Origin of the sequence: Bacillus sp. 196mf (assembly GCF_003217275.1) — a bacterium.
Taxonomy (GTDB): Bacteria; Bacillota; Bacilli; order Bacillales; family Bacillaceae_G; genus Bacillus_A; species Bacillus_A thuringiensis_S.
The window spans coordinates 16883-42266 of the sequence record NZ_QJTG01000030.1; the positions used below are offsets into that span (position 1 = coordinate 16883).

The following is a 25384-nucleotide window of genomic DNA, read 5'->3' on the forward strand; positions in this document are numbered from 1 at the left end:
ACCTTCTTTATTTATCATAGAAAAGGGGACGTAATTACGCCCCTCTTGATTTCAACTTTATTTTAAATCTACTACCAAGCTTACGTTGAATTTTATCTAATGCTTCTCCGCCAAATACTCTTTCAAGTACTCCTGTGCGAATTGCTAACAATCCGTAAACAAGACCGCCAATACCTGCACAAATCGCAACTGTTATAAGAGCACCAATACGGCCATCAGGCGAAATCATGAAGGATAGAAGCCATTGTGATAGTTTTACAGCAACGACCATTATAAGTGTCAGTACTGCAATTTGGAATGTTCTTTTATATACAACACCGAATGAATAGTGTGCGTATTTTTTAATTTGTCGATTTGTATACCAAACAGAAGCTAAGAAACCAACTGCGGTCGCTAGAATTGCTCCTACTGTACCGAAATAACGAATAAAGATTACGTTACATACAAATTTCAAAATAACACCCATAATAAGCGCGACAATCGCATGCTTTTGCTGATTAATCCCTTGAAGAATTGCCGCTGTTACTGTAAATAAAGCAAATAACAATGCAACTGGTGCATACCACATTAATACTTGTCCACCTAATGGATCTGAGTCATAGAAAGCAGTGTAAATTGGATATGCAAGTGTTGAAATACCGATAACTGCTGGCAATGTTAAAAACATATTTGCTTGGAATGTTTGTGTAATTTGTAATTTCAAATAGCGGTATTGTTTTTCAGTAAATGATTTTGTAATTGCTGGTACAAGCGTTAAACTAAACGCTGTTGCAAGTGATACAGGAATCATAATTAACTTATGCGTCCACATTGTGAAAATACCAAGCGCTCGCTCTGCGATATCACCTTGACCAATCGCCTGCATAATTGAGTTAAATGTCAATGTATCAATTTGTTGATATAAAGGAATTGTTAACCCAATTACAACGTAAGGAATCGCATATGCGAATAACTCTTTAAACAATTGAACAGTACTTACTGTTGATTCTGGTACAGTTTGTTCAATTAAATATTGATCCAAATATTTTTTACGTTTTAACCAGTACCAAATTAATACACCGAGTGCTCCAACCGCTGAAACGAACGCAGCAAATGTCGCTACTCCAACTGCTGTTGCAACTGTACCGCCAAGTACTTTAATAACGATAAAACTACCAGCTAATAAAAAGACGATACGAATAATTTGTTCAATAATTTGTGAAACGGTAGTTGGTCCCATAGACTGGTGACCTTGGAAATAACCACGAATTAAACTCGCTGCTGGTACAACAATAAGTGCGAAACTTACAAGACGAATGATCGTCGTAACTTCTCCTACATTATTGTGTATACTTTGTTTACCAAGCATCGCTTCTGCAAACAGTGGCGCCGTCATGTACAGTACTAGGAACGAAAGAACTCCTGTTACTATCATCATAACCATTCCCGAGCGGAACATTCTCCGGCTCGTTTTATAATCGCCAAGCGCATTATATTTGGAAACAAATTTTGAAACAGCAAGCGGCACACCTGCCGTTGCGATACTTAAAAAGATCGTATATGGAATGTATCCATATGTATAGAGCGTTCCGCCTTCTGTGCCTACTAATGCATGAAACGGAAAGACGTAAATCATGCCTAAGAACTTTACTAAAAATGTCCCTAGCGTAACAATAAGCGTTCCGCGCAGAAATTTCGAATCGGACATACAAAAATCCTCCTACATCTACATAAAGTGAAACTATAATTAGTTGGAGACTTCTCTCCTACTCCTTATTAGTTGAACCATTCGAGCATTTACAGGCTAACAGACTCCCTATTTACTTCTCCTAAATCTTGAGGTTTTAGTCTTATCGCCTACAAATAGCAGGATAGTGCTGAACTCTAACTTTTGTATTGTACCACAATTCTCTCATTAAGCAGTACTTCACTCTATTTTTCTTTTAAGGGAAAACATGCTATTCTTTTAGGCAGGAAATGTAGAAAATGAGGTCGATATATTATGCATTATGATGTTATTGTCATCGGCGGCGGTCCTTCTGGGCTAATGGCTGCAATTGGTGCTGCAGAAGAAGGCGCAAATGTCTTACTTCTTGATAAAGGAAATAAACTTGGGCGTAAACTTGCGATTTCTGGTGGCGGACGCTGCAACGTAACAAACCGTCTACCACTTGATGAAATTGTTAAACATATACCAGGAAACGGTCGCTTCTTATACAGCGCTTTTTCTATTTTTAATAATGAAGATATTATTACATTCTTCGAAAATCTCGGTGTTAAATTGAAAGAAGAAGACCACGGTCGCATGTTCCCTGTGTCAAACAAAGCGCAATCTGTTGTAGACGCACTTTTAACACGATTAAAAAACTTAGGTGTAAAAATCCGTACAAATACGCCTGTTGAAACGATTGAATATGAAAATGGTCAAACGAAAGCAGTTGTACTGCAAACAGGCGAAGTGTTAGAAACAAATCACGTCGTTATCGCTGTTGGCGGAAAATCTGTTCCTCAAACTGGTTCCACTGGAGACGGATACGCTTGGGCTGAAAAAGCAGGTCATACAATTACAGAATTATTCCCAACAGAAGTACCTATCCTGTCAAACGAGCCGTTTATACGTGATCGCTCATTACAAGGTCTTGCTTTACGTGATATAAACTTAAGCGTATTAAACCCGAAAGGAAAAGCTATCATTTCTCACAAAATGGACATGCTCTTCACTCATTTTGGCCTATCTGGTCCTGCTGCTCTTCGTTGTAGTCAATTCGTCGTGAAAGCACTGAAAAAGTTTAAAACGAACACAATACAAATGAGTATTGATGCATTGCCAGAGGAAAATAGTGAGCAATTATTTCAGCGCATGCTGAAACAAATGAAAGAAGATCCGAAAAAAGGAATTAAAAACGTTTTAAAAGGTTATGTCCCTGAACGTTACTTCCTATTCTTATTAGAAAAAAATGAAATTGACAGTAGTGAACAAGCTGGACAAGTTTCTCACGAAAAGATTCGTGCACTTGTGAAAGACTTTAAAGAGTTTACTGTGAATGTAAATGGTACGCAGTCAATTGAAAAAGCATTCGTTACTGGCGGAGGTGTATCCGTGAAAGAAATTAATCCGAAAGAAATGTCTTCTAAATTCACGAACGGCTTATATTTCTGCGGAGAAGTTCTTGATATCCACGGTTATACTGGTGGCTATAATATTACATCAGCCCTTGTTACTGGTAGAATTGCTGGAACGACAGCTGGAGAAAACGCGAAAATGCAATATTAAAAAAAGAAACAGGGATTCCTGTTTCTTTTTTAATATTGCCATGAAATCATTATCGGCAATTCCACAGATATATCAGCGATTCTGTAATTATATCGGCGATTTTCCAAATTTATCAGCGATTCTACAACTTATATCGGCGATTTCTCAAATATATCGACTTACCGACAAGAAGCGACAAACATCTGCTCCATGTAACTTTCCATTGCTTTTTTGTTGCTTTATATACCTCAGTACCTTTATATTTTATATTGTTGAATATTTAAAAAAGGGTAAGGGGAAAACAAATGAGAAAAAAAGTCATGATGTCTTTAATGTTAATGACGTTTCTTTCTGCGGTAGAAGGAACGATTGTTAGTACAGCAATCCCTCGTATAACGAGTGATTTGTCAGGCGTCGAACTTGTTAGTTGGGTATATGCAATTTATATGCTTGCAACAGCTGTTTCGACTCCAATATACGGAAAGCTCGCTGATTTATTTGGTCGTAAAAAGGTTTTACTGATCGGGGCTACAATCTTTTTAGTCGGTTCTGCACTTTGCGGAGTCGTTACATCGATGGAACAATTAATTTTCTTCCGCGCGCTTCAAGGTATCGGTGCTGGTGCTGTTATGCCAATCACAATGACGATTATTGGAGACTTATATAGCGAAGCGAAAGACCGCGCGAAAGCACAAGGTTGGATGAGTGCCGTTTGGGGTGTATCCGGTGTTATCGGACCGTTAGTAGGTGGATTTTTAGTTGATTCCCTTTCTTGGCGTTATATCTTCTTCTTAAACGTTCCATTCGGAATTATCGCTTGCTTAATGATTGTAATTTACTACAAAGAATCTATTAAGCCCGCTAAACACCATATCGACTATCTTGGTGCGACAGTCTTCTCATTAAGTACAATCGCTCTACTATATGCATTATTAACAGGTAGCAGTAAGCAAAACTGGGGAGACATAACAATTATCGGCCTATTAATCTTCGCCGTCGTTTCATTTATTATTTTCTTATTCATCGAGAAAAAATCTCCGGAACCATTAATTCCGCTAGCACTTTTCTCTAACCGTACATTATCTACGATAAATATATTAACTCTTATTGCTGGCGCAATGATTATTAGTATTACTGTGTATCTTCCAATTTGGAGCCAGGGTGTTTTAGGAAAAAATGCAACAGAAGCTGGACTCATTTTAATGCCAATTCCTGTTATGTGGACATTTGGGGCTATGTTCTCGGGTAACTTAGTTGGTAAGTTAAAAACGAAACAAATTATTTTACTTGGAGCTAGCATCTTATCAGTTGCTACGTTCTTATTATTTACACTATCAACAAATTCACCATCGTTCCTTATTTATGTAGCAGTCGGATTATTCGGCTTAGGAATGGGGCTTGTGACACCGATTTACATGGTAACAATTCAAGCAGCCGTGCCAGCTCATACACGCGGGACAGCTGTTGGTTTAAATACATTTATTAATACATTTAGTCAAACGTTAGGTGCTGCAATATTCGGTACAATCTTTAATACGATGATTCATGCACGTGGTATTAAAAATCTTGATCTTGTATCTGGTGGACATGGCGGTACTACAGCAAACGTAGTAACCGAATCACAATCCGCATTAGCATCAAGCGTACATGTCATTTATATGAGCACTTTCGTATTAGCAGTATTTACATTAATTATTGCTTGGCTTTTATTAAAGCCAGCTACACAAACAAGTGAGCAACAATAAAAAGGATGACCATTTTGGTCATCCTTTTTTTATTCTTCATTCTCCACAATATGTTTCAGCATGGATAATTTATTATCCCAAAAACGTTCATAATACGAGAGCCACTGTTGTAATTCTTCTAATGGTTCTGGATGCAAACGATATATCTTCTCTCTTCCACTTTTTCTTCCACTTACTAAATTCGCTTCCGAAAGAATATGAAGGTGCTTTACAACCGCAGTACGACTCATCGGAAAATAATCCGTTATTTTGGAAATCGGTAACTCTTTGTCACTTAATAACCGTATTACTTCTCGGCGGGTTGGATCAGCAATTGCTTGAAATACATCATATTTCGCTGCTGACGAGGACACTTAGCCTTCGACAACCTTTTTCAGTTTTTCATTTACAATCGCTACCCAACCACCGCTCATTCTATCGCGAATAATAGAGCTCTTCGCATTCGCTTTCGGAAGAATTTCATCAGGATGTTTCCAGCCGCCGTGAATTAACGTAAATTCTGTTTTGTTATCTCCTAAGTCTTTCAAATTAAATGAAACAACCCAGCCATCTGTATCCCATGAGAAAGATAAATGGTTTGGCTCATCAATTTCTAACACTTTACATGGTGATGGCCCAAATGGCGATTGCACATGAAATTCATGCCCTACCTCTAATACAAAATCATTTGGCATAAACCATGACGCAATCCCTTCTGCAGTTGATACTACACTCCATACCTTTTGAAGAGACGCGTTAAAAATGATTGTTTGTTTAATATCATTTAATGTATTTTGTTGTTCCATTTTCATTCTCCTTTACTCGGCGTTATAACATAACACCTTTTGGTTTCACTTCGATAATATAACACCTTTTAGTTTCATGTCAACACTAATTCTTTTACTGTTGAGAAATTCTCAACATTTTTTCAACAGGACAAACACCCTCTTAGCATTTCCTCATAATATACTCACAAAGGCAATACAAAATAAAAACTTCTCTCAACATGAAACTCCATCATTCATATTGAAAGAAACGCCTTACTTATATCATGCGTACTTCGTCTCTCCTCCTTCCCTCAGGGACAATACGCGAGATATGACAAATCAGAAGGAATATGCCCACCATTTGAGTAGGTAGTTATTTCTCTTCTCCTCAACATTTCCTTAGGAGCGAAATGACTACCGACTCACTTTTTTCAAACAAAATAAAAAGGGGTTGAACGCTATGTTCTATTGCATTAACTGCTCTGATATTCACCATGAAAAACATCCGAATGATAAAGTATTTAAAAACGGTTTTTATATTGATCCATTTTTAGGTGATCGTTATCACCTTGGTATGTGTAAAGATGCCCAAAATCATGAAACAGGGGAGCCTCTTTTAACGACAAAGAAATTAGGCACACCCCAATCTATTATGAACGTATTACCGACACATGTTGTCCCAACATAAAACATAAAAAAGAGCTGGGTGAGCCAGCTCTTTTTTATGCTTTATAAACGATCATTGCTGAAAAACAATAAATTTGGTTTTCATCGTCGTTAATGGAAACACCAACTTGATACTTAATATCTACAAAGTTGCTATCATCAATCTTTTTCAAAAAAACATTTACAGCGTCTTCTAAGTCTTTTTCGTGACTTTCATCAAATACTTTCACACGAATCATGTTAACACCGTCCTAGATCGCAGCCCTCCGCCGCTTGATTATTGCCACGGTGCGTATCTATGATGCGATAAAACTTTCCATTCTCATATATATATCCGTCTTCTAACACATATTCTTTATCTTCAGTATAGACATAAAACTTACCTATCATAAATTTACTCGTATATAATTCCAAATAATTTTGTCTAAATTTAGCTACAACTTTATTTGTAATATCAATTTTTATTGTGCGCCCCACCTTCTCTCCCTCCTTTGCAAAGAACGGATTTAGGTATATTGTATTAGCGCTTTTACATTTTATGCTTAAAAATAAGTGGATATGCCTTCTTTCTTCACCTGTACTATTTTTCTAAAAAAATCACTATAAATAAGGTCCCAAAAAAAACATAAAAAAGCACTTTATCTTATTGACTCGAATATAAATATTATGTTATTATATAAAATTTGACATTTTTACATACGTATGCTATCATTAAAAGTGGTTACCACATATGGAGGTGGATGATTTGTTTCAAATTGGTGATAAAATCGTTTATCCAATGCACGGTGCAGGAATCATTGAAGCAATTGAAGAGAAAGAAATATTAGGTACTTCACGTCAATATTGTGTGATACGCATCATTAGTAAAGATATGCAAGTAATGCTTCCGATGGATCAATTAAAAAAATCGGGTATTCGTTATATCGTTGATCGAGGTACGTTAGATGATATACTTCTTGAATTTCAAAACGGGGAGTCAGACCCATCACTCTCATGGAAACAAAGATATACAATGAATATGGAAAAAATGAAAAACGGCAATCTGCAAGATAGCGCAGAAGTTGTTCGGGATTTACTTCGCCGCAATAAAGAGAGAGCATTAAATGCGAGCGAAAAACAAATGCTAGATAATGCACGAAAAATGATGATTAGCGAAGTCGCGCTCGTACAAAATGTTACTGAACATCAAGCAACAGAATTTCTTCAAGATACAATTAATCACTAAATTTAAAATAGCTGGCCGCTATTTTTTTTGTAAAAAAAGGACGAAGAGTTTTATCTCTTCGTCCTTTTATATTACCCACGCCCAGCTTGAAACGATGGATATAACGTCATTCCACCATCTGCAAATAGCGTAATGCCCGTTACATAACTCGCCTCTGAAGAAGCGAGCCAAGTTGCTACTGCTGCAATTTCTTCAGGGTTTCCAATATAACCCATCGGTATCATACTTTCTACGTCAGCACGTTTTTTAGGATCAGCAAACTTTTCTGCATTAATCGGCGTATTAATTGCACCTGGTCCAATATTATTTACTCGAATACCTTTTGGCGCATATTCTAGCGCTAACGTTTCTGTCATCAGTTTAATACCACCCTTACTCGCTGCATAGTGCACAAATAGTGGCCACGGAATTTTCTCATGAACACTAGACATATTAATGACAGAACCTTTAATATCATGTTCTACAAAATATTTAATCGCTTCACGACTTCCTAAAAAAGCACCTGTTAAATTTGTATTAATTACCCTATTCCAATCTTCAAGCGGCATTTCATGCGACGGTACCGCGTTTTCTATCCCTGCATTATTAATCATAACGTCAAGCGTACCAAACTCTTTCACAGCAGATTGAATGAGATTCACAACATCTGATTCGACGGTTACATCACCTTTTACAGCAATCGCTTCGCCGCCTACCTTTTTAATTTCTTCTAACACATCATTCGCTTCTGATTCTCGTGAGCGATAATTAATAACCACTTTCGCTTTTTCCTTAGCAAACCTCACTCCCATCGCTCTTCCAAGACCAGTTGCTGATCCTGTAATAACGACAACTTTCCCTGCTAAATCACTATACATTTCCATACCTCCTTTAACTTTTGGCTATACCTAACATAATTCCGGCTGCGATAATAAAAACAATACCGACAACGATACCCGTTAATTGACGTTTCGTTTTCTTTTCACCTAATATAAGGATCCCACCAAGCGTGGAAATAATAATTCCCATTTGCGATAGCGAGAAACTTGTTGCGACTCCAACACGCGGCTGCGAAATGAATAAGAACATATTTCCAGCTGCCCAAATTAATCCTGGAATAATATTTCGGATTGCATATTTATTAAATGGATGATGTTTAAAGGTAAGCAAAATCCCACCTAACACCATACCAACTGCTTGTGGCAACAAAGCTGACCAACCATCTACGTTAAATAGTCTAATCACTACTACGTAAACTAAATAGCCGACTGTTGAAATTAATAAAATTACGATACCTCTTTTAAAGTTTGCTGCTTGCTCTGCATTCTTTTCTTCTTCACTTTGAAGTGATGTTAAAATAACACCGACAATAATACAAACGAGCGCTAAAATCCCAAGGACGACCGATATTGTCGTGGACCATTCATGAAATACGATAACGCCAAATAAAGTCGTCGCAACTAATTGAAGTCCTGTTGAAATTGGCATCGTCCTCGAAACGCCCATTAAATCAATACTTTTCAATTGATTCGCCTGACCAAGCGCCCAAAATAAACCTGACACAACTCCAACTCCGATAACGGTAGGTGTTAATACTGGCTTCATAAAAATATAAACAACAATTGAGAAAATAAGTGCTCCAAACGTTGTTCCGAGCGTTTGACTATACGGTCCCCCGCCCAGTTTTACGTTAAATAGCACAATACTTCCCCAAAATATAGCTGGTAAAATCGCTAAAAATATATCCATCACTCATTACCTTTCTTTACTAAATGCATAGGTTATCACTCTAAGTCATTAGAGTGAGCTTTTATTTTTTCTTTTTCCCGTTCACAAACTTTTTCTGCAATAGCGTCAGAAACATTCTTTTCTCGCTCCACTTTCTTTATCTTTACGTGATCTAAATGGTCTTCCAAAGTAAGCGTAACTTTATCGTTCGGGGGATTATGCGCTCCTTGAAATGTAAGAAATTGTAGCTTCACTTCATACCTAGGAACAAATTCATCTTTCTTGCCAAGACGCTTTATATTTATGACTGAAGCACATTCATATTGATCTTCTGTCACTTGTCTAATAACTGAATAGTACCTATTTGATAATGCACTCTCTAAAAGCTGTTCTCTTGATTCTTTCGCGAAAGAATCACTTGGAGAAGAGAAAAAAGACGCACATAGCATTGTCATAACTACACATATTTTTTTCATAATTCCCTCCTTGTTCTATAGATTAGTGTTCTCAAAACTGCCATAAAAAAACGACTTTCCCTATATAGGAAAGTCGTTTTAATGAATCCAATATTAACCACCGCTCACTGGTGGGATTAGTGCAACCACATCACCATCTTGGACCCTGTCATCTTCATTTGCGTATTCTTCATTAATCGCAATCATAATTGGCTCTGAAACTGGTACATTATATTCTTTCGCAACAACATCTTTTAACTCTGCAACCGTAATATTTTCTTTCTCTATTTGTAATTCACTTGTTCCTGCCTCTTCTTGCAAGTGCGCAAATAACAATACTCGAATCATACTTATAGCTCCTTCCCAGGCTCTCCCGCCGGATATGGTGTTTTTTCTAATTGATCACCAATCCATGAGTCACCATCTTCCCAAAACTCCTTTTTCCAAATCGGAACAATTTGTTTTATGCGTTCCATAATATATTCGTTTGCTTCATAAGCCGCTTTACGGTGTGGTGTTGAAACAGCAACAACAACCGCTATATCAGAAATTTGCAACGTACCGATGCGATGTGTAATCGCAACATATGTACCCGGCCATTTCTCTTTCACTTCCAGACCAATTTTCTCTAGCATCTTTTCTGCCATCGTCTTATAAGCAACATACTCTAAGTATAATGTACGACGCCCTTTCGTAAACTCTCTAACCGTTCCAATAAATGTTGTAACAGCACCGCATTCACGTCGAATCACTTTCTTCGTTACCTCTTCAATCGAGATTTCTGTATCAATTACTTCATAATATGTATTTGTCATTTCGCACTCCTAACCATTTGTAAAAACCAGTCTATGTACAACTCTTCTTCTGTTATATGAAATACTTTATATTCTTCTCGTATATTTGCCGGGACATCATACCACGTAATAATCGCCACTATATTTTCTACTTCATGTAAAAGTTCAACGTCTTCCGCAGAACGAAGTAACACTACTTTCGGGTAGTTCTCTTTTTTATAGCCCTCTATTAAAATTGTATCCACTTCAAAAAACTCATATAAGCGAATAATTTCTTGCAAGGACCATTTCTTTCTTAGTGAAGAAAGTGAAAGCAATCCAGCACCTTCTACACTACTTACGACAGCACCAGCTTTACGGTGCCTTTCGCTATCTTTTTGCGCTACTTCTGGAAAACCTCCGTGCCCGTGATGTTTAATTGTAGCAACTTTCATTTCACTTTCAGCTAACACATGCACAATTTTCTCTACAAGTGTCGTTTTTCCGCTATTTTGATATCCTACTATTTGTAAGATTGAAGGGGCTTTGCCCATGGCCAATCACATCCCTCAGAGTGCTCTAACAATAATACGGATACTTTCATTCCGGTCTCAAATCCTCTCGTTCCTCCAGGTAACACGATAAAAGCATTCGCATCTGCAAGTGAAGATACCGCACTCGATTTATCTAAACCAACCGGCATCGCTTGTAACGCTCCGTCCACAATTGTTACGTTCGCTCTTACGAAACGAGTAAATGGATTTGGCTTTGGAAAATCTTTTTGTAAAATAGCATCCGCTCTATATACGTGAGGTTCCTTCGCATACAAATATGTTTTTATAATTGGATGCACAAATAATTCAAAGCCTACATAACAAGCAGACGGATTTCCTGATAAACCGAAGAGTAACTTCCCATCAACTTCAGCTACTGTCGTTACACTTCCCGGTCTCATCGCTATTTTATTAAAGAGTACATTCGCCTGTAACCTTTCATAAATAGCTGGTAAATAGTCATAATCTCCTACTGATACACCGCCTGTTGTAATTAAAATATCGACCTCATCCATCGCTAATTGAACAGCTGTAAAACATGCATCTAGCTCATCGGCGAGTTGACCATAATAACGAACTTTCCCGCCAGCTTTCATAATTTGAGCTGCGATCATATACGAGTTACTATTTCTAATTTTCCCCGGCTGTAACGGCTCATGTACTTCTAGTAATTCACTTCCTGTTGTTACAATACCGACAACAGGCTGTTTTACAACTTTCACAGTGCTATATCCAAACGTTGCTAATAAGGCCGCAACACCTGGATTAATTGCAACACCTTTCTTAACGAGAACTTGATTTTGTTTTATGTCTTCTCCTTTAAACGACACATTGTCACCGTTATTAAAAGGGCGTTTTAACTTCATATATGTTTTCCCGTTCTTCTCAAACCCTTCTGTCAGCTCGAGCATTACGACTGCATTACATTCTTCTGGAATAGCTGCTCCTGTCATAATACGAATCGCTTTAAAAGCTCCTACTTCTTCTAAAAAAACAGACCCCGCCCCGATTTCTCCTATTACTTCAAATTCAATTGGATTCTCTTGGGTTGCTCCTTTCGTATCTTCTGCTCGAATGGCGAAACCATCGTAAGGGGAACGATCAAAATGAGGAACGTCATGATCTGAGACAACATCTTCCCCGAGAATTCTCCCGTAACTTTCCGTAATAGAAATTTCTTCTACTTCACCATGCTTCGCATATTTCATTACCCGTTCTACTGCCTCAGCAACTTGAATTGGAATTCGTTTTTCTACCATCGTTTCTCACCTCATATTTGCAATTTTTTTTATCTCGATTAAACTTTATGTATTCAATAGAAATTACTTCAAGGAGGAATTCCATGTCTTCATTTACACATTTTAATGACCAAGGACGCGCAAAAATGGTTGATATAAGCGACAAAAAAACAACCGTTCGAACAGCAATTGCGTGCTCTAGCATTGTCGTTACGAAAGAAATTTACGATAAAATCTCTCACAATGAAATTGGGAAAGGTGACGTATTAGCAGTTGCGCAAATCGCAGGCATTATGGCTGCGAAACGAACTTCTGATATTATCCCAATGTGCCATCCTTTATTATTAAAAGGTGTTGACGTTTCTTTCGATTGGAAACAATCAGAAGAACAATATCGTTTACTCATTGAAGTAAAAGTTAAAACAGAAGGTAGCACCGGTGTTGAAATGGAAGCTTTAACAGCTGCTTCCGCTACCGCTCTTACTGTGTATGATATGTGTAAAGCTATCGATAAAGGTATGATTATCGGCGAAACGTACTTACTTGAAAAAACAGGTGGAAAAAGTGGAGATTATACGAGAAATTCATAATCCTCTCCCCGTTGAACCTAAAGGATTTCCTTTAGGTTCAACCTATATATCTTGCATATAAACTTTTCGCTACATTCATATCATTCGTCCCATGAATAAACGCCCTGCCATCTGTAAATAAAACAAAACGATATTCTTCTACCGGAAATGATAATAAATAAGGTGTCGCCTTTATCTCTACGCTTCTTTGTAAGCGCTTTTTAATTTCTTCTAAATTAAAATTCTTCCGCACACCCGGGCGAATTTGTACTGTATTTCGCCCACATAACACTTCTGTTTTTGTTTGTGCTTCAAATGTTAAACTCGGATATGTACGTAACCTTCCGCAAGATAAACAAGTATCTTTTTTCTGCCTATTCACTTTAAATGCCATCTGTTGATTATTCCAAAGATCAAACGATAACATCGTTTCACGAAGCGCCCCAAAGTCTTCTACTAATATTTTCAGCGCTTCCGTAATTTGATGCGCAACTACTAATTGTACTGCCGGTTGTATAATACCAGCTGTGTCACATGTTGCTCCGCTCGCCGGATGCTCCATTAAACAGCGAAAACACGGTGTTTTCCCTGGTAAAATTGTATACGTTACTCCGTAACTCCCGACGCAACCACCATATATCCATGGAATATTATACTTTTGTGAAATATCATTAATGAGAAGACGCGTTTCAAAATTATCTGTCGCATCTAATATTAAATCTACATCACGCACTAACTCTTCCATTTCTTGCACCGTTACATCCGTCACAACCGGATTTATTTCCACCTCAGAATTAATCGATTGTAAATGTTCTGCAGCCGCTATCGCCTTCGGTTTATACTGCTTTGCATCTTCTTCCGTATATAGTTGTTGTCTTTGTAAATTACTCCATTCTACATAATCCCGATCAGCAATCGTTACTTTTCCAACCCCTGCTCTAACAATCGCTTCTGCATTTGCCGCACCGAGAGCACCAGCACCAATAATAAGCACATGCTTCTCTCTTATTTTTCTCTGTCCTTCTTCTCCAACACCAGAAAATAATATTTGTCTTGAATATCGCTCCTGCATGCGATAGCCCCCTTTCTTATCCTCCTATATAAGACATTTCGATTTTCGGACGATTTTTTGCACTTTCTTCTGTCCGTTCATCCGAATACCTATCTTTTCTATTCATCCATACATCTTGTATAACACTTAATAACTCCTCATCCGAAAGATTTCCTCTAAGAAGTTCTCTTACATTCAAACCCTCTGTCGCAAATAAGCACGTATAAAACTTTCCATCTGCCGAAATTCTCGCCCTCGTACAAGAGGCACAAAATGACTCAGAAACAGATGTAATAAAACCAACTTCAACATTTGTTCCAACGTACCGATATCGCTTTGCAACTTCACCAAAGTAATGGGCTTCAGCTGGCTCAAGCGGATACACCTTATGAATCATCTCAATCAATTCTCGTTTTGTAACGACTTGATCAAAATTCCACCCATTTGTACTACCAACATCCATAAACTCAATAAACCTAAGCGTGATTCCTTGCTCTTTAAAATACGCAGCCATCGGTAGTACTTGATGATCGTTCATCCCTTTTTTCACAACCATATTTACCTTTACTTCCAAGCCCGCCTCTTTAGCTGCTATAATTCCCTTAATTACCGGTTTCGTATTAATATTTCGACCATTAATATTCTTAAATATGTCATCATCTATCGCATCTAAACTAACATTCACTCTATGTAATCCAGCTTCTTTTAATGCCTTCGCTTGTTTCGTTAAATGAATAGCATTTGTCGTTAACCCTATATCTATTAGCCCATCAATTTTCACAAGACGTGCAATAAGTTTTGTTAAATCTTTACGAAGCAGTGGCTCACCGCCAGTAAGTCTAATTTTACGTACACCGATGCTAACAAATAATTTTGCCAAACGCTCAATTTCATCAAAAGTTAGTAAAAACTCGTCTTTCAAAAAAGCATATTCTGGCCCAAATATTTCCGCTGGCATACAATATGTACATCTAAAATTGCAACGATCAATGACAGATATACGTAAATCTTGAAGTGGGCGTCCAAAAAAATCTTTAACCATCTCCTGCATCGCCACCCTCCCTTTCTGCCAAATTTCTTTCTTTTCATTCTATTATAATATATTTTCGAACTGCGATGTTTTTGCTCAAGGGAATAAAGTGAAACTTTAAATAATTAGAGGGTATCCACTCCCTCTGGTTAACGAGGTTTACTTCCAGATACAAGGATAAAAAAACCTTGAAACATAAAAGTTTCAAGGTTTTCTGCTTATTAACTTAATCTAATAATAGTTAGAGTAGCCCCTGGCGTTGCCGTAGATAATGTAGCCAATGCAACTAATCCGAATAATTGTAAGCTGACTGCAGCTCCAGCAGGCAAGTTAGCAATTATTGTTGCACTAAATGAACCAGTAGCCACTGCCGGGGAGTTTATCGTTCCCGCAAGCGGACTGCCATTTACAGTTATACGAGAACTTACAAGTAATCCTGCCGTTAAATTAATTGTATAGGCTATATAATAGTTTCCTGCATTCGCAACTGTAAATACAGTATTTCCACCACTAACGGTTATTCCTGGTCCAATATTTTGATTGTTTGGTAACGGAATATTCGTGCCACCTAACAAAACAGAAATAACACTTCCTGATGTATTATTCGCAAACGCATACGTTGCAGTTGTACTAACTCCGGTCACCCCGGTCGCTCCTGTGGCTCCGGTTGCTCCAGCTCCGGTTGGACCAGTTGGACCTTGGATTCCTTGTGAGCCGGTTGGACCTGTATCTCCAGTTGGACCTTGTGAACCCGTTGCTCCAGTTGCCCCCGCTGGACCTTGGATTCCTTGCGGGCCTTGAATTCCTTGTGGACCTGTCGATCCGGTTGCTCCGGTTGCTCCCGTTGGGCCTTGTATCCCTTGAACTCCTTGGGGACCTTGTGCTCCCGTTGCCCCTGTGTCCCCTGTCGGACCTTGTGGGCCTTGCAATCCTTGCACACCTTGTGGACCGGTTGGACCTATCTCTCCTTGTACCCCTTGGATTCCAGTTGGGCCTTGTGGGCCTGTCGGACCTTGAATTCCTTGAATACCTTGAATTCCCTGTGGACCTTGTGCTCCAGTGGCTCCGGTTGCTCCTTGAATCCCTTGGGGACCTTGTAACCCTTGAATTCCTTGGGGACCAGTTGGACCTATGTCGCCTTGCGGGCCTTGGATTCCCTGTGGGCCTTGATCTCCTGTCGCACCAGTTACTCCTTGTATCCCTTGCGGACCTTGTATCCCTTGCGGACCAGTTGGACCAATATCTCCTTGCACACCTTGGATTCCTTGGGGACCTTGTAACCCTGTCACTCCGGTTGCTCCCGTTTCTCCTGTCGCTCCTGTCACTCCAGTTGAGCCTGTCGCCCCGGTATCCCCTGTTACTCCTGTCGCCCCAGTTGCTCCTGTCGGGCCAGGTGGTCCACCCGATGGACCAGTCACTCCCGCCGGACCTGATGGCCCCGTTGGGCCGGTCGGTCCTGCTGGTCCTCCAGATGGTCCTGTTACCCCTGTCGGACCAGTTACTCCTGTTGGGCCTGTAGTGCCTTCCCCTGTCGCCCCAGTTGCTCCCGTATCTCCTGTTGCACCCGTCGGACCTTGAATTCCTTGTATTCCTTGAGCACCTTGCACTCCTTGTGCACCCGTCGCTCCTTGAATGCCTTGGATTCCTTGCACTCCTTGGGGACCCATCGGACCTGTTGGGCCAATCCCCCCTTGAGCACCTTGCACTCCTTGGGGACCCTCCGGACCTGTTGCTCCTATTTCCCCTTGTATCCCTTGAATTCCAGTTGCTCCTTGTGCTCCTGTTGCTCCCGTTATCCCTTGCACACCTTGAATTCCCTGAATTCCTTGTGGACCTTCTGGACCCGTTGCTCCTACCGGTCCTTGAATGCCTTGTATCCCCTGTGGTCCCTCAGGACCCGTTGCTCCAACTGGTCCTGGCACTCCTTGTATTCCTTGCGGGCCCTGAAGTCCCTCTGGGCCTTCTGGACCTGTTGGTCCTATATCACCCATCGGACCTTGTATCCCTTGAACTCCCTGTGGTCCCGTTGCTCCTGATGGCCCTGGTACTCCTTGTATTCCTTGTGGACCTTGATCTCCTGTTGCTCCTGTGACCCCTTGAGGCCCTATAGCCCCCTGTATACCTTGTGGACCTTGATCCCCTGTTGCTCCCGTTACCCCTTGAATACCCTGAACTCCTTGGATTCCTTGTTCACCAGTTACTCCCGTCGGACCAGGAATACCTTGAATACCCTGTGGACCTTCTGGACCTGTTGGTCCAATTGGCCCTTGAATTCCTTGGATTCCTTGCAAGCCCTGTGCTCCTGTACTTCCAGTCGGACCTGTACTTCCCGTTGCTCCTGTTACCCCTGTACTTCCTGTAGCCCCAGTATCACCCGTTGCTCCAGTCGCACCTGTACTTCCACTCGGTCCGCCACCCGGTCCTGTCGCACCAGTTGGCCCCGTTGGACCAGGAGGTCCTCCAGATGGTCCAGTTATCCCTGTTGGGCCTGTTATTCCAGTCGGACCTGTTAGCCCCTGACCCGTTGCTCCGGTTGCACCTGTATTTCCACTCGGTCCTTGTGCTCCTTGTATCCCTTGTGCTCCTTGTATTCCTTGTGGACCAGTTGCACCCGGTAACCCTTGGACACCTTGAATTCCTTGAGGTCCCTCAGGTCCTGTCGCTCCAATTGGCCCCTGTAATCCCTGTATCCCTTGTATACCTTGTGCCCCAGTCGCTCCCGTTGGACCAATCGGACCTTGAAACCCTTGCACACCTTGAGGTCCTGTCGCTCCAGTTTCTCCTTGTGGTCCTCTCAATCCTTGTGCTCCCTGCTGTCCTTCTGGACCAGTTGCACCTATTGGCCCAACTGGTCCTTGTATCCCTTGCACACCTTGAGGTCCTGTTGGGCCCATCTCCCCCATCGGACCTTGGAATCCTCTCGGTCCTTGAGGACCAGTTGGGCCTTGTGGACCGGTTGGACCAGTAATCCCTATACCTGTAAATCCAGTTGGAACAGGAGGGAAAGTAGGCCCAATAAGTTCGGGTGGAATTCTAAAATTAGAGCTTAACGAATTTTGCTTCCCATTATTATCACGTTTCTTCACACTTTCACCACCTACAAACCTTCTTTTTCATAATAAATAAACCTCTTCTTAATCTATTTACAAAAATAATTTCCAAGACTATTTTTATTTTAAATAATAAAAACTCCCTTAATTTCTTAAGGGAGTCCTGCAATTGAATCCATATTATCTGTATTAGGGACAGCTTGCGCTATACCCGATGCATTTACACTTTGCCCCATATTTGCTCCTGTTACAGTACCAGCAGGAGTACCTCTCGTATATGTTGTTGTGACAGAGTCTCCTGGTTGTAAACAAAGCTTTGTCTCCGTCCCTATTACTGTAACAACATCAATCCAAGTACATCCCATCGAACCACTATATGATTTCGAAGCAGTAAATGAAGTATCACTCAAATTATCACCGGTAAATATATTTCCAGTATTATTAACAATAACAAATTCTTTTATATGCGCAGGCATAATTACACTCTACCTTTCCTTTATGAACCTAACGTACGTGTACTTGTTGCCAAAGGCGGAAGAAATACCGATGTTCTAATCACCGCTTCTGGCTGCCTTTTTCCATTTAAAAAAATAGCCGCACTCGATCCTCCAGCACCTGCATATACTTTTGCCACAGCTAAAGGCGAGATATCATAACAGTCACCGACATTAACAGCGCCTGTATTATTAATAATTTTCACTTTACGCAAATTAATTCCCATTTCCCCCTCCTCCTTTTTTATACTGTATGCAAAAGAAAAAAACTTGAAACAGACTCGTTTCAAGTTTTTAACTATAAACTATTTCGTTTCACCTTCATATTGAAGCATACCGCCAACCATGTTCACTGTTTTAAACCCTTGCTCATTTAAATAATGACATACATTTTCACTGCGCATTCCCGAACGACAAATAAAGATATATTCATTCTCTTTATTAAAGAAATCTACTTTATGTGGGATATCGCCCATTTTAATATGTACAGCTTCTGGAATCTTTCCTGCCGCTACTTCTTCATCTTCTCTTACGTCTACTAGGAATAACGTTTCTCCATTTTCTAAACGCTCTTGTACCTCTTCTGTAGTAATTGTATTAACTTCTGTCATATGTAGTTCCTCCTTATATACAATAAAACCTTTAGTTTCTTTTTCACAAACATTCTCTACCAATTTTAGCACGCAAAAGAAAGAACGCAAAGAATCGAAAAACTATTTCTCAATTTTCTCTAAAAATTTATTCTTTACAAACATAACTAGCACATTGTATCCTCAATATACTTGTTTTATGAAAGGAGTCGATTAAAATGACGCTTTTTCTTTTCATTATGGGCATTGTGTTCTTACTCGCTGCAATTATTGCTCTTAGTATGAAAAATAATAGAAAAATAAACTCCCCACAAGAAATGTCATTCTTATTTCTATTGCTTAGCATAGCGTTTTTCGGTATAGCAATCGCTACATATATTTTCCGTCTACAAATTATGTAAAAAAAGGTGCCTACTACAAACATTGCACCTTTTCCCCATCATTTGTCTTTTACACAAAACTAGATACTTTCCGATTCAAAAATTCATAAACCTTTTTTTCAAATAAATGAATATCAAATGCTCCTGCCATATGCCCATTTATACTTTCAATCTCATACACTTCCGCATATTTTCCTTGTTTTTGCAAAATATCTACCATTTTATAATTATAACGAGACGGCTGAAGCAAATCTTGTTTACACGGAATCATAAGCACATTCGCTTCTATGTTAGAAAGAGATTCTTCTAGTGAAGAAAACCCATGTGCAATATCATGCAATAAAACTGCCTTTGCAGTATACATCCATGAATTTGCATCTACTAACTCCATACTTCTATATGTCGCTTTATTTATTTCTTTTTCAAATGATGTTAGTGTAGAAAAATTTTCATAAGGTTCTATCTCTATACTATTACGAGGAAATGCCATTTCATAAAAATGCTCATCAAACGCGTTCATAAACATCATTCTATTTGCTAAATGAAGCCCTTTTATCGGCTGCTCTTCTCCGTATTTTCCATCTTTCCAACTTGGATCCAGTTGAATTGCCTCAATCGCATTTTGTGCTACGTTTACAGACGTAATAATTGGATTTTGTGGGTTCGTAATAACGCCAATCATCCGCTCTACCATATGTGGATAGTGAACCGCCCATTGTTGTGCAATCATTCCCCCCGCCGACGGTCCGATTACAGCGTGTAACCTTGAAATTCCCATACCTTTTATTAACTCATATTGCATACGAGCTACATCAAGAAATGTAAAAACAGGAAAATCCATAGCATATTCTTCTCCAGTTTCTGGATTAATCGATTTCGGTCCTGTTGTAATCACATATGGATTCCTCGCCTGCACATTACAAAGATTATCCGTACATATAACAAAATACTTATTTGTATCAATTGCTTTCCCAGGTCCAATGAGCCCATCCCACCAACCAGACTCCTCATCATGCACTGTATATTTTCCTGCCGCATGACTTGTTGCACTAAAATAATGACAAACCAAAATTACATTTGACCTTTCTCTATTCAACGTACCATATGTCTCGTATCCCATTTGAACAGGAATTTCCCTGCCATTTTCAAACGTAAACTCTTTTAACACAAACTTCTCCTTTTTTACAATTTGCACAGACTCTCCCTCTCCCCGTTATAGTATGAACTGCTTACTAAAGATTTTTTTCTATGCAAACTAATCTCCTTCTTCTTTTCATAAATAAATGAATAATATACAAAATTAGCCACAAAATAGCACTATATTACAAGATTAAAGAGGGCGTACATATGATTTGGAATTGGTTACGTAAGAAAAAAAAATCAAATACACCAGAAGCAAACGAAACAGATAACTGGGAGCAGCATTCTAACAATCAAGAGGATGATAACAAAGAACAGACTAGAAGTATGAAACATAATAAAGATAAAAATAACGAGAAACAAGATTCCTCTCAGGATAAGCAACAAAGTGCTAAACAGGAGGACTCGTCTCAAGCTAAACAACAAAGCGCTAAACAAGAGGATTCCTCTCAAGGTAAGCAACAAAGTGCTAAACAAGAGGATTCCTCTCAAGATAAGCAACAAAACTCTAAACAAGAGGATTCCTCTCAAGATAAACAACAAAGTGCTAAACAAGAGGATTCCTCTCAAGGTAAGCAACAAAGTGCTAAACAAGACGAACCTTCTCAAGAACAACAGCAACATTCTAAGCAAGACAACTCAGAGCAAAATCAACAACACTCTAAGCAAGACAACTCGAAGCAAGGGCAACAGCAACATTCTAAGCAAAACGACTCAGAGCAGGATCAACAACAAAGTGCTAAACAAGACAAATCTTCTCAAGGACAACAGCAGCAAAACTCTAAAGGTAATAGTATTTATGACTTTACAAAACCAGAGAAAGACCGTATTCATTCTCTACAAGATTTAATAGAGAAACTCAAAAAGTCTAGTGATTTTATTAATTACCATACATCTGACGATGAAACGATGCCTTATTGGATTTCTTACTATCGCCCTTCACTTGATGGAGAGAAATTACAGAAATATTTAATGCCCACTCTTTTAGAGAAACCTTGCGCTTCTCTAGAACAACTAAAAGAACATATTCCGATGAGCGGCATTACAATTACGAACGACTTACAAAAAATTGAGGATATGGTTTTAAAGGGGCATGCGATCATTCAATTGAATCAGCAAGATCAAAAATGTATGCTTGCAAACATTGCAATTGATAATTATCGTGCACCAACCCCTCCTTTAAACGAATCAACTGTTATTGGTCCGCAAGAAGGTTTCGTAGAGGATATTGATACAAACATTAATTTAGTTCGAAAACGTCTTCCTGTTTTAGATTTACAAACAAAAGAAATGATTATCGGCGAGTTTTCCAAAACAAAAGTTGTCATGATGTATTTAGACAACCTCGCTGAAAAAGATAATGTAGATTTTCTCGAGGAATCATTACGCGCTCTTGAATATGATCAAATTAATGATAGTGCTTATATACAAGAATTGATGGGTGAAAAATCGATTTTCCCTCTCTATATCAATACAGAACGTACTGATAGAGTCACAAAAGCACTAATTGATGGGAAAATCGCTATTTTTGTGGATGGTTCTCCAAGTGTTTTACTAACACCTGTATCCTATTTCGATTTTTTCATTTCACCAGAAGACTATAACGTCTCTTGGTTATACGCTACATTTTCACGCATTTTACGCCTTATAGCTGTTCTATTTTCAATCTGTGCTACACCGTTATACGTTGCAGTTTTAAATTATCATTATGAACTTATTCCAAGTGATTTACTTGAAACTTTGATTTTATCAAGGGCGCAAGTACCATTCCCACCTTTAATTGAAGCACTCTTTTTAGAACTCGCAATCGATTTATTAAGAGAGGCTGGCGCGAGGTTACCGATGAAAGTTGGTCAAACGCTCGGTATTGTAGGCGGTATCGTAATCGGGCAAGCATCTGTACAAGCTGGGTTAACGAGTAACATTTTATTAATTATCGTTGCACTATCAGCACTCGCTTCCTTTATTACACCTATTTATAAAATGGGTAACGCTGTTCGATTATTACGCTTCCCGTTTCTCATATTTGCAGAAATAGGTGGACTTTTCGGTATTTCTCTTGGATTTATCTTTTTATTTACTCATCTATTTAGACTTACTTCCTTACGTAAGCCATACGCTTTATTTTACCCGACAAGGCAACAATCAGTTAAAGATTCTTGGATTCGTTTCCCATTAACAATGATCGATACAAGAGATGTACAAGCAAGGCCACAACATGTAAAAAAAGCAGCGAAAGGAATTTCAACAAAACATAGATCAGACTTTGATGATTAAGAAATGAGGTGCATTCGATGAGTAAAGTTCAAGAAAAATATCAAATATCTCCTGTCTTTGTTTTCTTCTTAATTCACGGTGCACAGTTTGGAGCTGGCGTTCTCGGATTTGCTCGAATCACCGCAAAGGCCGCTGGATATGACGGCTGGATGGGCGTTCTAATCACAGGACTCTGTATCCAAATTCTTATATGGATGATGTATTTTTTATTAAAAGAAACAAACGGGAATTTAATTGATTTACAACGACAAACCTTTGGAAAGTGGATAGGGAACGTCTTTAATATCATCTTTGCAACTTATTTTTTAATCGTCAGTATTTCGGTTATTCGAACATATGTTGAAATTATTCAAGTATGGATGTTCCCAACTGCCTCCACCTTTATGTTAACACTCTTTTTGTGCCTAGTTAGCTATTACATCATTTCTTCTGGTTTTCGTGTCATTACAGGCATTTGCGTCATCTCTGTTGGTGGTACACTAGGGTATTTATTTCTAAGCTTATTCGTTTTGAAATACTCACATTGGGAGAATTTATTACCCATCTTCACACATTCTTTTTCAGATATTTTAAAATCCGCTCAACTGTCAATCTACAGTATGACTGGTTTTGAGATTTACCTTATGGTTTATCCATTTGTGAAAAACCCTAAACAATCTCATAAATTTGCTCAATATGGGGCACTATTTTCAAACCTTCTATATTTATTTAGCACCCTTCTAGCCTTTTCGTTTTTTAGTGAAAAACAATTATTAAAAACGATATGGGCCCAACTTTCTATGACCCAAGTTATTCAATTACCATTCATAGAAAGGCTAGAATATATCGCAATTTCAGCTTATGCCCTCGTTATTATTACAAGTTTTATTCTACCTTTATGGGCAGCAGCGAGAGCAACGCACGAAATATTCCGTGTAAAACAAAGAGGTGTTTTAATCGCTTTTATGTTTATCACTCTCATTGTTTCACAACTTTTAACAAACAGACACGATATTAATAATTTTATTAGTAATGCATCAAAAGGAAGCTTTTGGCTCATTTATGTATACATCCCAATTCTATTTATTATTGTGTGGGTGAAAAGAAAATGGAAAAAATCAAAAATAAATTAATACTTATCTCTTGTATAACACTCTTTAGTCTAACTGGATGTTTACAAAAAAATATTATCGATGACGTACACCTTATCCAAGGAACTGTCTTCGATGTAGCAAAAGATAATAAAATAAAGGTAACATTTGTTTGTCCTATTCAGCAAAAAGGGAACAAAGTTCAAGTTTTTGAAGGAACAGCAAATGCGGTAAAACAAGTAAAAGCCGACACATCTTTAGAGTCTTCTCAACCATTTGCTAGCGGGCAAATGCGGGTTGCTCTATTTACCACCCGAATTGCTAAGAAAGGAATGGTTGCTTCCTTCGATACATTAATTCGTGATGTAAACATCGGAAATGCCTTATATGTTGCTTTACTTGAAGGTAATGGTACTGAGCTTTTAAAAGGAAAGTACACGACTTCATCCAACGTTGCAATTTATATAAAAAAAATGCTAGAACATAATATGGAGACCGGTCCTTTACCAACAGATAATCTGCATGTAGGAGCATTCCGTTATTATCAAGAAGGGCAAGACTACTATATTCCAATTTTAAAGAAACATGGTGATAAAATAAAAATCACGGGAATTGGTCTTTTTAAAAAGGATAAATACGTTGGTAAAATCGCGGAAAAAGATATGTTTATATTCAAAGGACTTTTAGAAAAACATAAGTTAGATTCACATGAATTTAAAGCAGATCCTGGGTACGTAATGATTAATAATATTCGTTCTGTTCCAACATACGATATAAAAATAAAAAATGGTAAGCCTTTCTTTTCCATTCATGTTAAACTTGAGGCTCGTATTCAAGAAGTATCGAAACAGATTAACTTAGAGAATGCTAAGAACACAAAAAAGATTGAGAAGGTTGTTCAAAAACAATTGGAGACACAAGGTAAGAAATTAATTAAGCAGTTTAAATCTTTAGATGTCGACCCTCTCGGGCTAGGAGCTAAATATAAGCAACATTATCGCCCATTCAAATTAGAAGAGTGGAAAAAAATGTACAAAGATGTTCCCGTTACTATAAAATACACCGTAGACATTACAAATTCTGGTGTAATTGAATGAGAAATGATTGAACTCCTCTCTCCAGCATGATACAACGGAGAGAGGAGTTTTTTATTATCAAATAGAGAGAGAAGATATTTATGGGGGAGCTTATGTCTAAAAAATTAGTAAAGCCTATTTTAAATGGTATTTTATTTCTCGGCGTCTTTTTATTTGCTCATACATACTTAAAAAATGTTTCCTTCACACGTTACTTGCTTGTCGTTATACCAATGTTACTCGTCGGTATTTTTGGCATCGATCTTATTCTATCCATTTTAATAAAAAAAGAAGAATAACGAGCGAACATCTTATT

At 38.6% G+C, this 25384-nt stretch carries 29 protein-coding genes; 10 read left to right on the forward strand and 19 right to left on the reverse strand.

The annotated features are described in order from the left end of the window. Positions 1 to 34: 34 nt before the first annotated feature. Positions 35 to 1687 carry a putative polysaccharide biosynthesis protein gene (locus ATL10_RS25895; protein WP_001284026.1) on the reverse strand — a complete coding sequence of 551 codons (1653 nt, stop codon included), beginning with the start codon at positions 1685 to 1687 and terminating at the stop codon, positions 35 to 37. 294 nt (positions 1688 to 1981) lie between these two features. On the opposite strand from ATL10_RS25895, the gene ATL10_RS25900 reads away from it, so the two are divergent. Beyond that, positions 1982 to 3253 (forward strand): BaiN/RdsA family NAD(P)/FAD-dependent oxidoreductase, encoded by a 1272-nt coding sequence (locus ATL10_RS25900; RefSeq protein ID WP_110497811.1) that lies wholly within the window; start codon positions 1982 to 1984, stop codon positions 3251 to 3253. A gap of 284 nt (positions 3254 to 3537) precedes the next feature. Beyond that, a complete protein-coding gene (locus ATL10_RS25905; RefSeq protein ID WP_001228030.1) occupies positions 3538 to 4977 on the forward strand; it encodes an MDR family MFS transporter in 1440 nt (479 codons plus the stop codon). Between the two features lie 29 nt (positions 4978 to 5006). Here ATL10_RS25905 and ATL10_RS25910 read toward each other — a convergent pair whose 3' ends face one another. Both ATL10_RS25910 and ATL10_RS25915 read right to left on the reverse strand, forming a co-directional pair. Continuing rightward, complete coding sequence (locus tag ATL10_RS25910; RefSeq protein WP_016512230.1) at positions 5007 to 5330, reverse strand: ArsR/SmtB family transcription factor; 324 nt, start codon at positions 5328 to 5330, stop codon at positions 5007 to 5009. Further along, positions 5331 to 5762, reverse strand: a complete 432-nt coding sequence (locus tag ATL10_RS25915) for an SRPBCC family protein (protein ID WP_016512229.1) — start codon at positions 5760 to 5762, stop codon at positions 5331 to 5333. Positions 5763 to 6183: 421 nt separating this feature from the next. Here ATL10_RS25915 and ATL10_RS25925 point away from each other — a divergent pair, with 421 nt between their 5' ends. Continuing rightward, positions 6184 to 6411: a DUF3973 domain-containing protein gene (locus ATL10_RS25925; protein WP_000498988.1), complete on the forward strand. Its 228-nt coding sequence runs from the start codon at positions 6184 to 6186 to the stop codon at positions 6409 to 6411. Positions 6412 to 6445: 34 nt separating this feature from the next. Here the strand turns inward: ATL10_RS25925 and ATL10_RS25930 are convergent, their stop codons facing one another. Continuing rightward, positions 6446 to 6628, reverse strand: coding sequence for a sporulation protein Cse60 (locus ATL10_RS25930; RefSeq protein WP_000621751.1), 183 nt, complete (start codon positions 6626 to 6628; stop codon positions 6446 to 6448). Between the two features lies 1 nt (position 6629). After that, entirely contained in the window at positions 6630 to 6866 is a 237-nt protein-coding gene (locus ATL10_RS25935) for a DUF2553 family protein (RefSeq protein ID WP_000533806.1), read from the reverse strand. Positions 6867 to 7119: 253 nt separating this feature from the next. Between ATL10_RS25935 and ATL10_RS25940 the strand changes: the two genes are divergently transcribed. Continuing rightward, on the forward strand, positions 7120 to 7614 hold the full coding sequence (locus tag ATL10_RS25940; protein ID WP_000451442.1) for a CarD family transcriptional regulator: 495 nt from the start codon (positions 7120 to 7122) through the stop codon (positions 7612 to 7614). Positions 7615 to 7685: 71 nt separating this feature from the next. On the opposite strand, the gene ATL10_RS25945 is transcribed toward ATL10_RS25940, so the two are convergent. From ATL10_RS25945 to moeA, 7 genes are all read right to left on the reverse strand, one after another. After that, on the reverse strand, positions 7686 to 8471 hold the full coding sequence (locus ATL10_RS25945; RefSeq protein ID WP_000286674.1) for a glucose 1-dehydrogenase: 786 nt from the start codon (positions 8469 to 8471) through the stop codon (positions 7686 to 7688). Positions 8472 to 8484: 13 nt separating this feature from the next. Beyond that, a complete protein-coding gene (gene glcU, locus ATL10_RS25950) occupies positions 8485 to 9342 on the reverse strand; it encodes a glucose uptake protein GlcU (protein ID WP_110497813.1) in 858 nt (285 codons plus the stop codon). 35 nt (positions 9343 to 9377) lie between these two features. Next, positions 9378 to 9797, reverse strand: coding sequence for a DUF3888 domain-containing protein (locus ATL10_RS25955; protein WP_000717684.1), 420 nt, complete (start codon positions 9795 to 9797; stop codon positions 9378 to 9380). Between the two features lie 93 nt (positions 9798 to 9890). Next, positions 9891 to 10124, reverse strand: a complete 234-nt coding sequence (gene moaD / locus ATL10_RS25960; protein WP_110497815.1) for a molybdopterin converting factor subunit 1 — start codon at positions 10122 to 10124, stop codon at positions 9891 to 9893. A gap of 2 nt (positions 10125 to 10126) precedes the next feature. Then, a complete protein-coding gene (gene moaE / locus ATL10_RS25965) occupies positions 10127 to 10591 on the reverse strand; it encodes a molybdopterin synthase catalytic subunit MoaE (RefSeq protein WP_000185943.1) in 465 nt (154 codons plus the stop codon). Continuing rightward, entirely contained in the window at positions 10588 to 11103 is a 516-nt protein-coding gene (mobB, locus tag ATL10_RS25970) for a molybdopterin-guanine dinucleotide biosynthesis protein B (protein ID WP_090976855.1), read from the reverse strand. Before mobB ends, moaE begins: the two co-directional genes overlap by 4 nt. Further along, positions 11073 to 12362 (reverse strand): molybdopterin molybdotransferase MoeA, encoded by a 1290-nt coding sequence (moeA, locus tag ATL10_RS25975; protein WP_090976853.1) that lies wholly within the window; start codon positions 12360 to 12362, stop codon positions 11073 to 11075. The genes mobB and moeA overlap by 31 nt, the downstream gene beginning before the upstream one ends. Positions 12363 to 12445: 83 nt before the next feature. Here moeA and moaC point away from each other — a divergent pair, with 83 nt between their 5' ends. Beyond that, entirely contained in the window at positions 12446 to 12931 is a 486-nt protein-coding gene (moaC, locus tag ATL10_RS25980) for a cyclic pyranopterin monophosphate synthase MoaC (RefSeq protein ID WP_048558777.1), read from the forward strand. 37 nt (positions 12932 to 12968) lie between these two features. On the opposite strand, the gene ATL10_RS25985 is transcribed toward moaC, so the two are convergent. The 6 genes from ATL10_RS25985 to ATL10_RS26015 all read right to left on the reverse strand — a co-directional run bounded on the left by ATL10_RS25985 (position 12969) and on the right by ATL10_RS26015 (position 19146). Continuing rightward, on the reverse strand, positions 12969 to 13982 hold the full coding sequence (locus ATL10_RS25985) for a molybdopterin-synthase adenylyltransferase MoeB (protein ID WP_075716899.1): 1014 nt from the start codon (positions 13980 to 13982) through the stop codon (positions 12969 to 12971). A gap of 16 nt (positions 13983 to 13998) precedes the next feature. Beyond that, positions 13999 to 15012, reverse strand: a complete 1014-nt coding sequence (gene moaA / locus ATL10_RS25990; protein WP_075716900.1) for a GTP 3',8-cyclase MoaA — start codon at positions 15010 to 15012, stop codon at positions 13999 to 14001. A 200-nt stretch (positions 15013 to 15212) separates the two neighbouring features. Continuing rightward, positions 15213 to 18077: a BclA-related collagen-like exosporium protein gene (locus tag ATL10_RS26000; protein ID WP_098284223.1), complete on the reverse strand. Its 2865-nt coding sequence runs from the start codon at positions 18075 to 18077 to the stop codon at positions 15213 to 15215. A gap of 116 nt (positions 18078 to 18193) precedes the next feature. Then, positions 18194 to 18517 (reverse strand): hypothetical protein, encoded by a 324-nt coding sequence (locus tag ATL10_RS26005; protein ID WP_001110849.1) that lies wholly within the window; start codon positions 18515 to 18517, stop codon positions 18194 to 18196. Positions 18518 to 18537: 20 nt separating this feature from the next. Continuing rightward, on the reverse strand, positions 18538 to 18762 hold the full coding sequence (locus tag ATL10_RS26010; protein WP_000512463.1) for a spore germination protein: 225 nt from the start codon (positions 18760 to 18762) through the stop codon (positions 18538 to 18540). 78 nt (positions 18763 to 18840) lie between these two features. Beyond that, entirely contained in the window at positions 18841 to 19146 is a 306-nt protein-coding gene (locus tag ATL10_RS26015) for a rhodanese-like domain-containing protein (protein WP_000141254.1), read from the reverse strand. 197 nt (positions 19147 to 19343) lie between these two features. On the opposite strand from ATL10_RS26015, the gene ATL10_RS26020 reads away from it, so the two are divergent. Then, on the forward strand, positions 19344 to 19526 hold the full coding sequence (locus ATL10_RS26020) for a hypothetical protein (protein WP_000171889.1): 183 nt from the start codon (positions 19344 to 19346) through the stop codon (positions 19524 to 19526). 49 nt (positions 19527 to 19575) lie between these two features. Here the strand turns inward: ATL10_RS26020 and ATL10_RS26025 are convergent, their stop codons facing one another. Further along, positions 19576 to 20700 carry a homoserine O-acetyltransferase family protein gene (locus ATL10_RS26025; protein ID WP_097821790.1) on the reverse strand — a complete coding sequence of 375 codons (1125 nt, stop codon included), beginning with the start codon at positions 20698 to 20700 and terminating at the stop codon, positions 19576 to 19578. Between the two features lie 152 nt (positions 20701 to 20852). On the opposite strand from ATL10_RS26025, the gene ATL10_RS26030 reads away from it, so the two are divergent. The 4 genes from ATL10_RS26030 to ATL10_RS26045 all read left to right on the forward strand — a co-directional run bounded on the left by ATL10_RS26030 (position 20853) and on the right by ATL10_RS26045 (position 25367). Next, on the forward strand, positions 20853 to 22922 hold the full coding sequence (locus ATL10_RS26030) for a spore germination protein (RefSeq protein ID WP_110497817.1): 2070 nt from the start codon (positions 20853 to 20855) through the stop codon (positions 22920 to 22922). A gap of 17 nt (positions 22923 to 22939) precedes the next feature. Next, entirely contained in the window at positions 22940 to 24034 is a 1095-nt protein-coding gene (locus tag ATL10_RS26035; protein ID WP_000049088.1) for a spore germination protein, read from the forward strand. Then, the gene (locus ATL10_RS26040; RefSeq protein WP_000411350.1) at positions 24010 to 25089 is read left to right on the forward strand and encodes a Ger(x)C family spore germination protein; all 1080 of its coding nucleotides are present in this window, start codon (positions 24010 to 24012) and stop codon (positions 25087 to 25089) included. Before ATL10_RS26035 ends, ATL10_RS26040 begins: the two co-directional genes overlap by 25 nt. A 92-nt stretch (positions 25090 to 25181) precedes the next feature. Beyond that, positions 25182 to 25367, forward strand: a complete 186-nt coding sequence (locus ATL10_RS26045; RefSeq protein WP_000038779.1) for a hypothetical protein — start codon at positions 25182 to 25184, stop codon at positions 25365 to 25367. Positions 25368 to 25384: the final 17 nt, after the last annotated feature.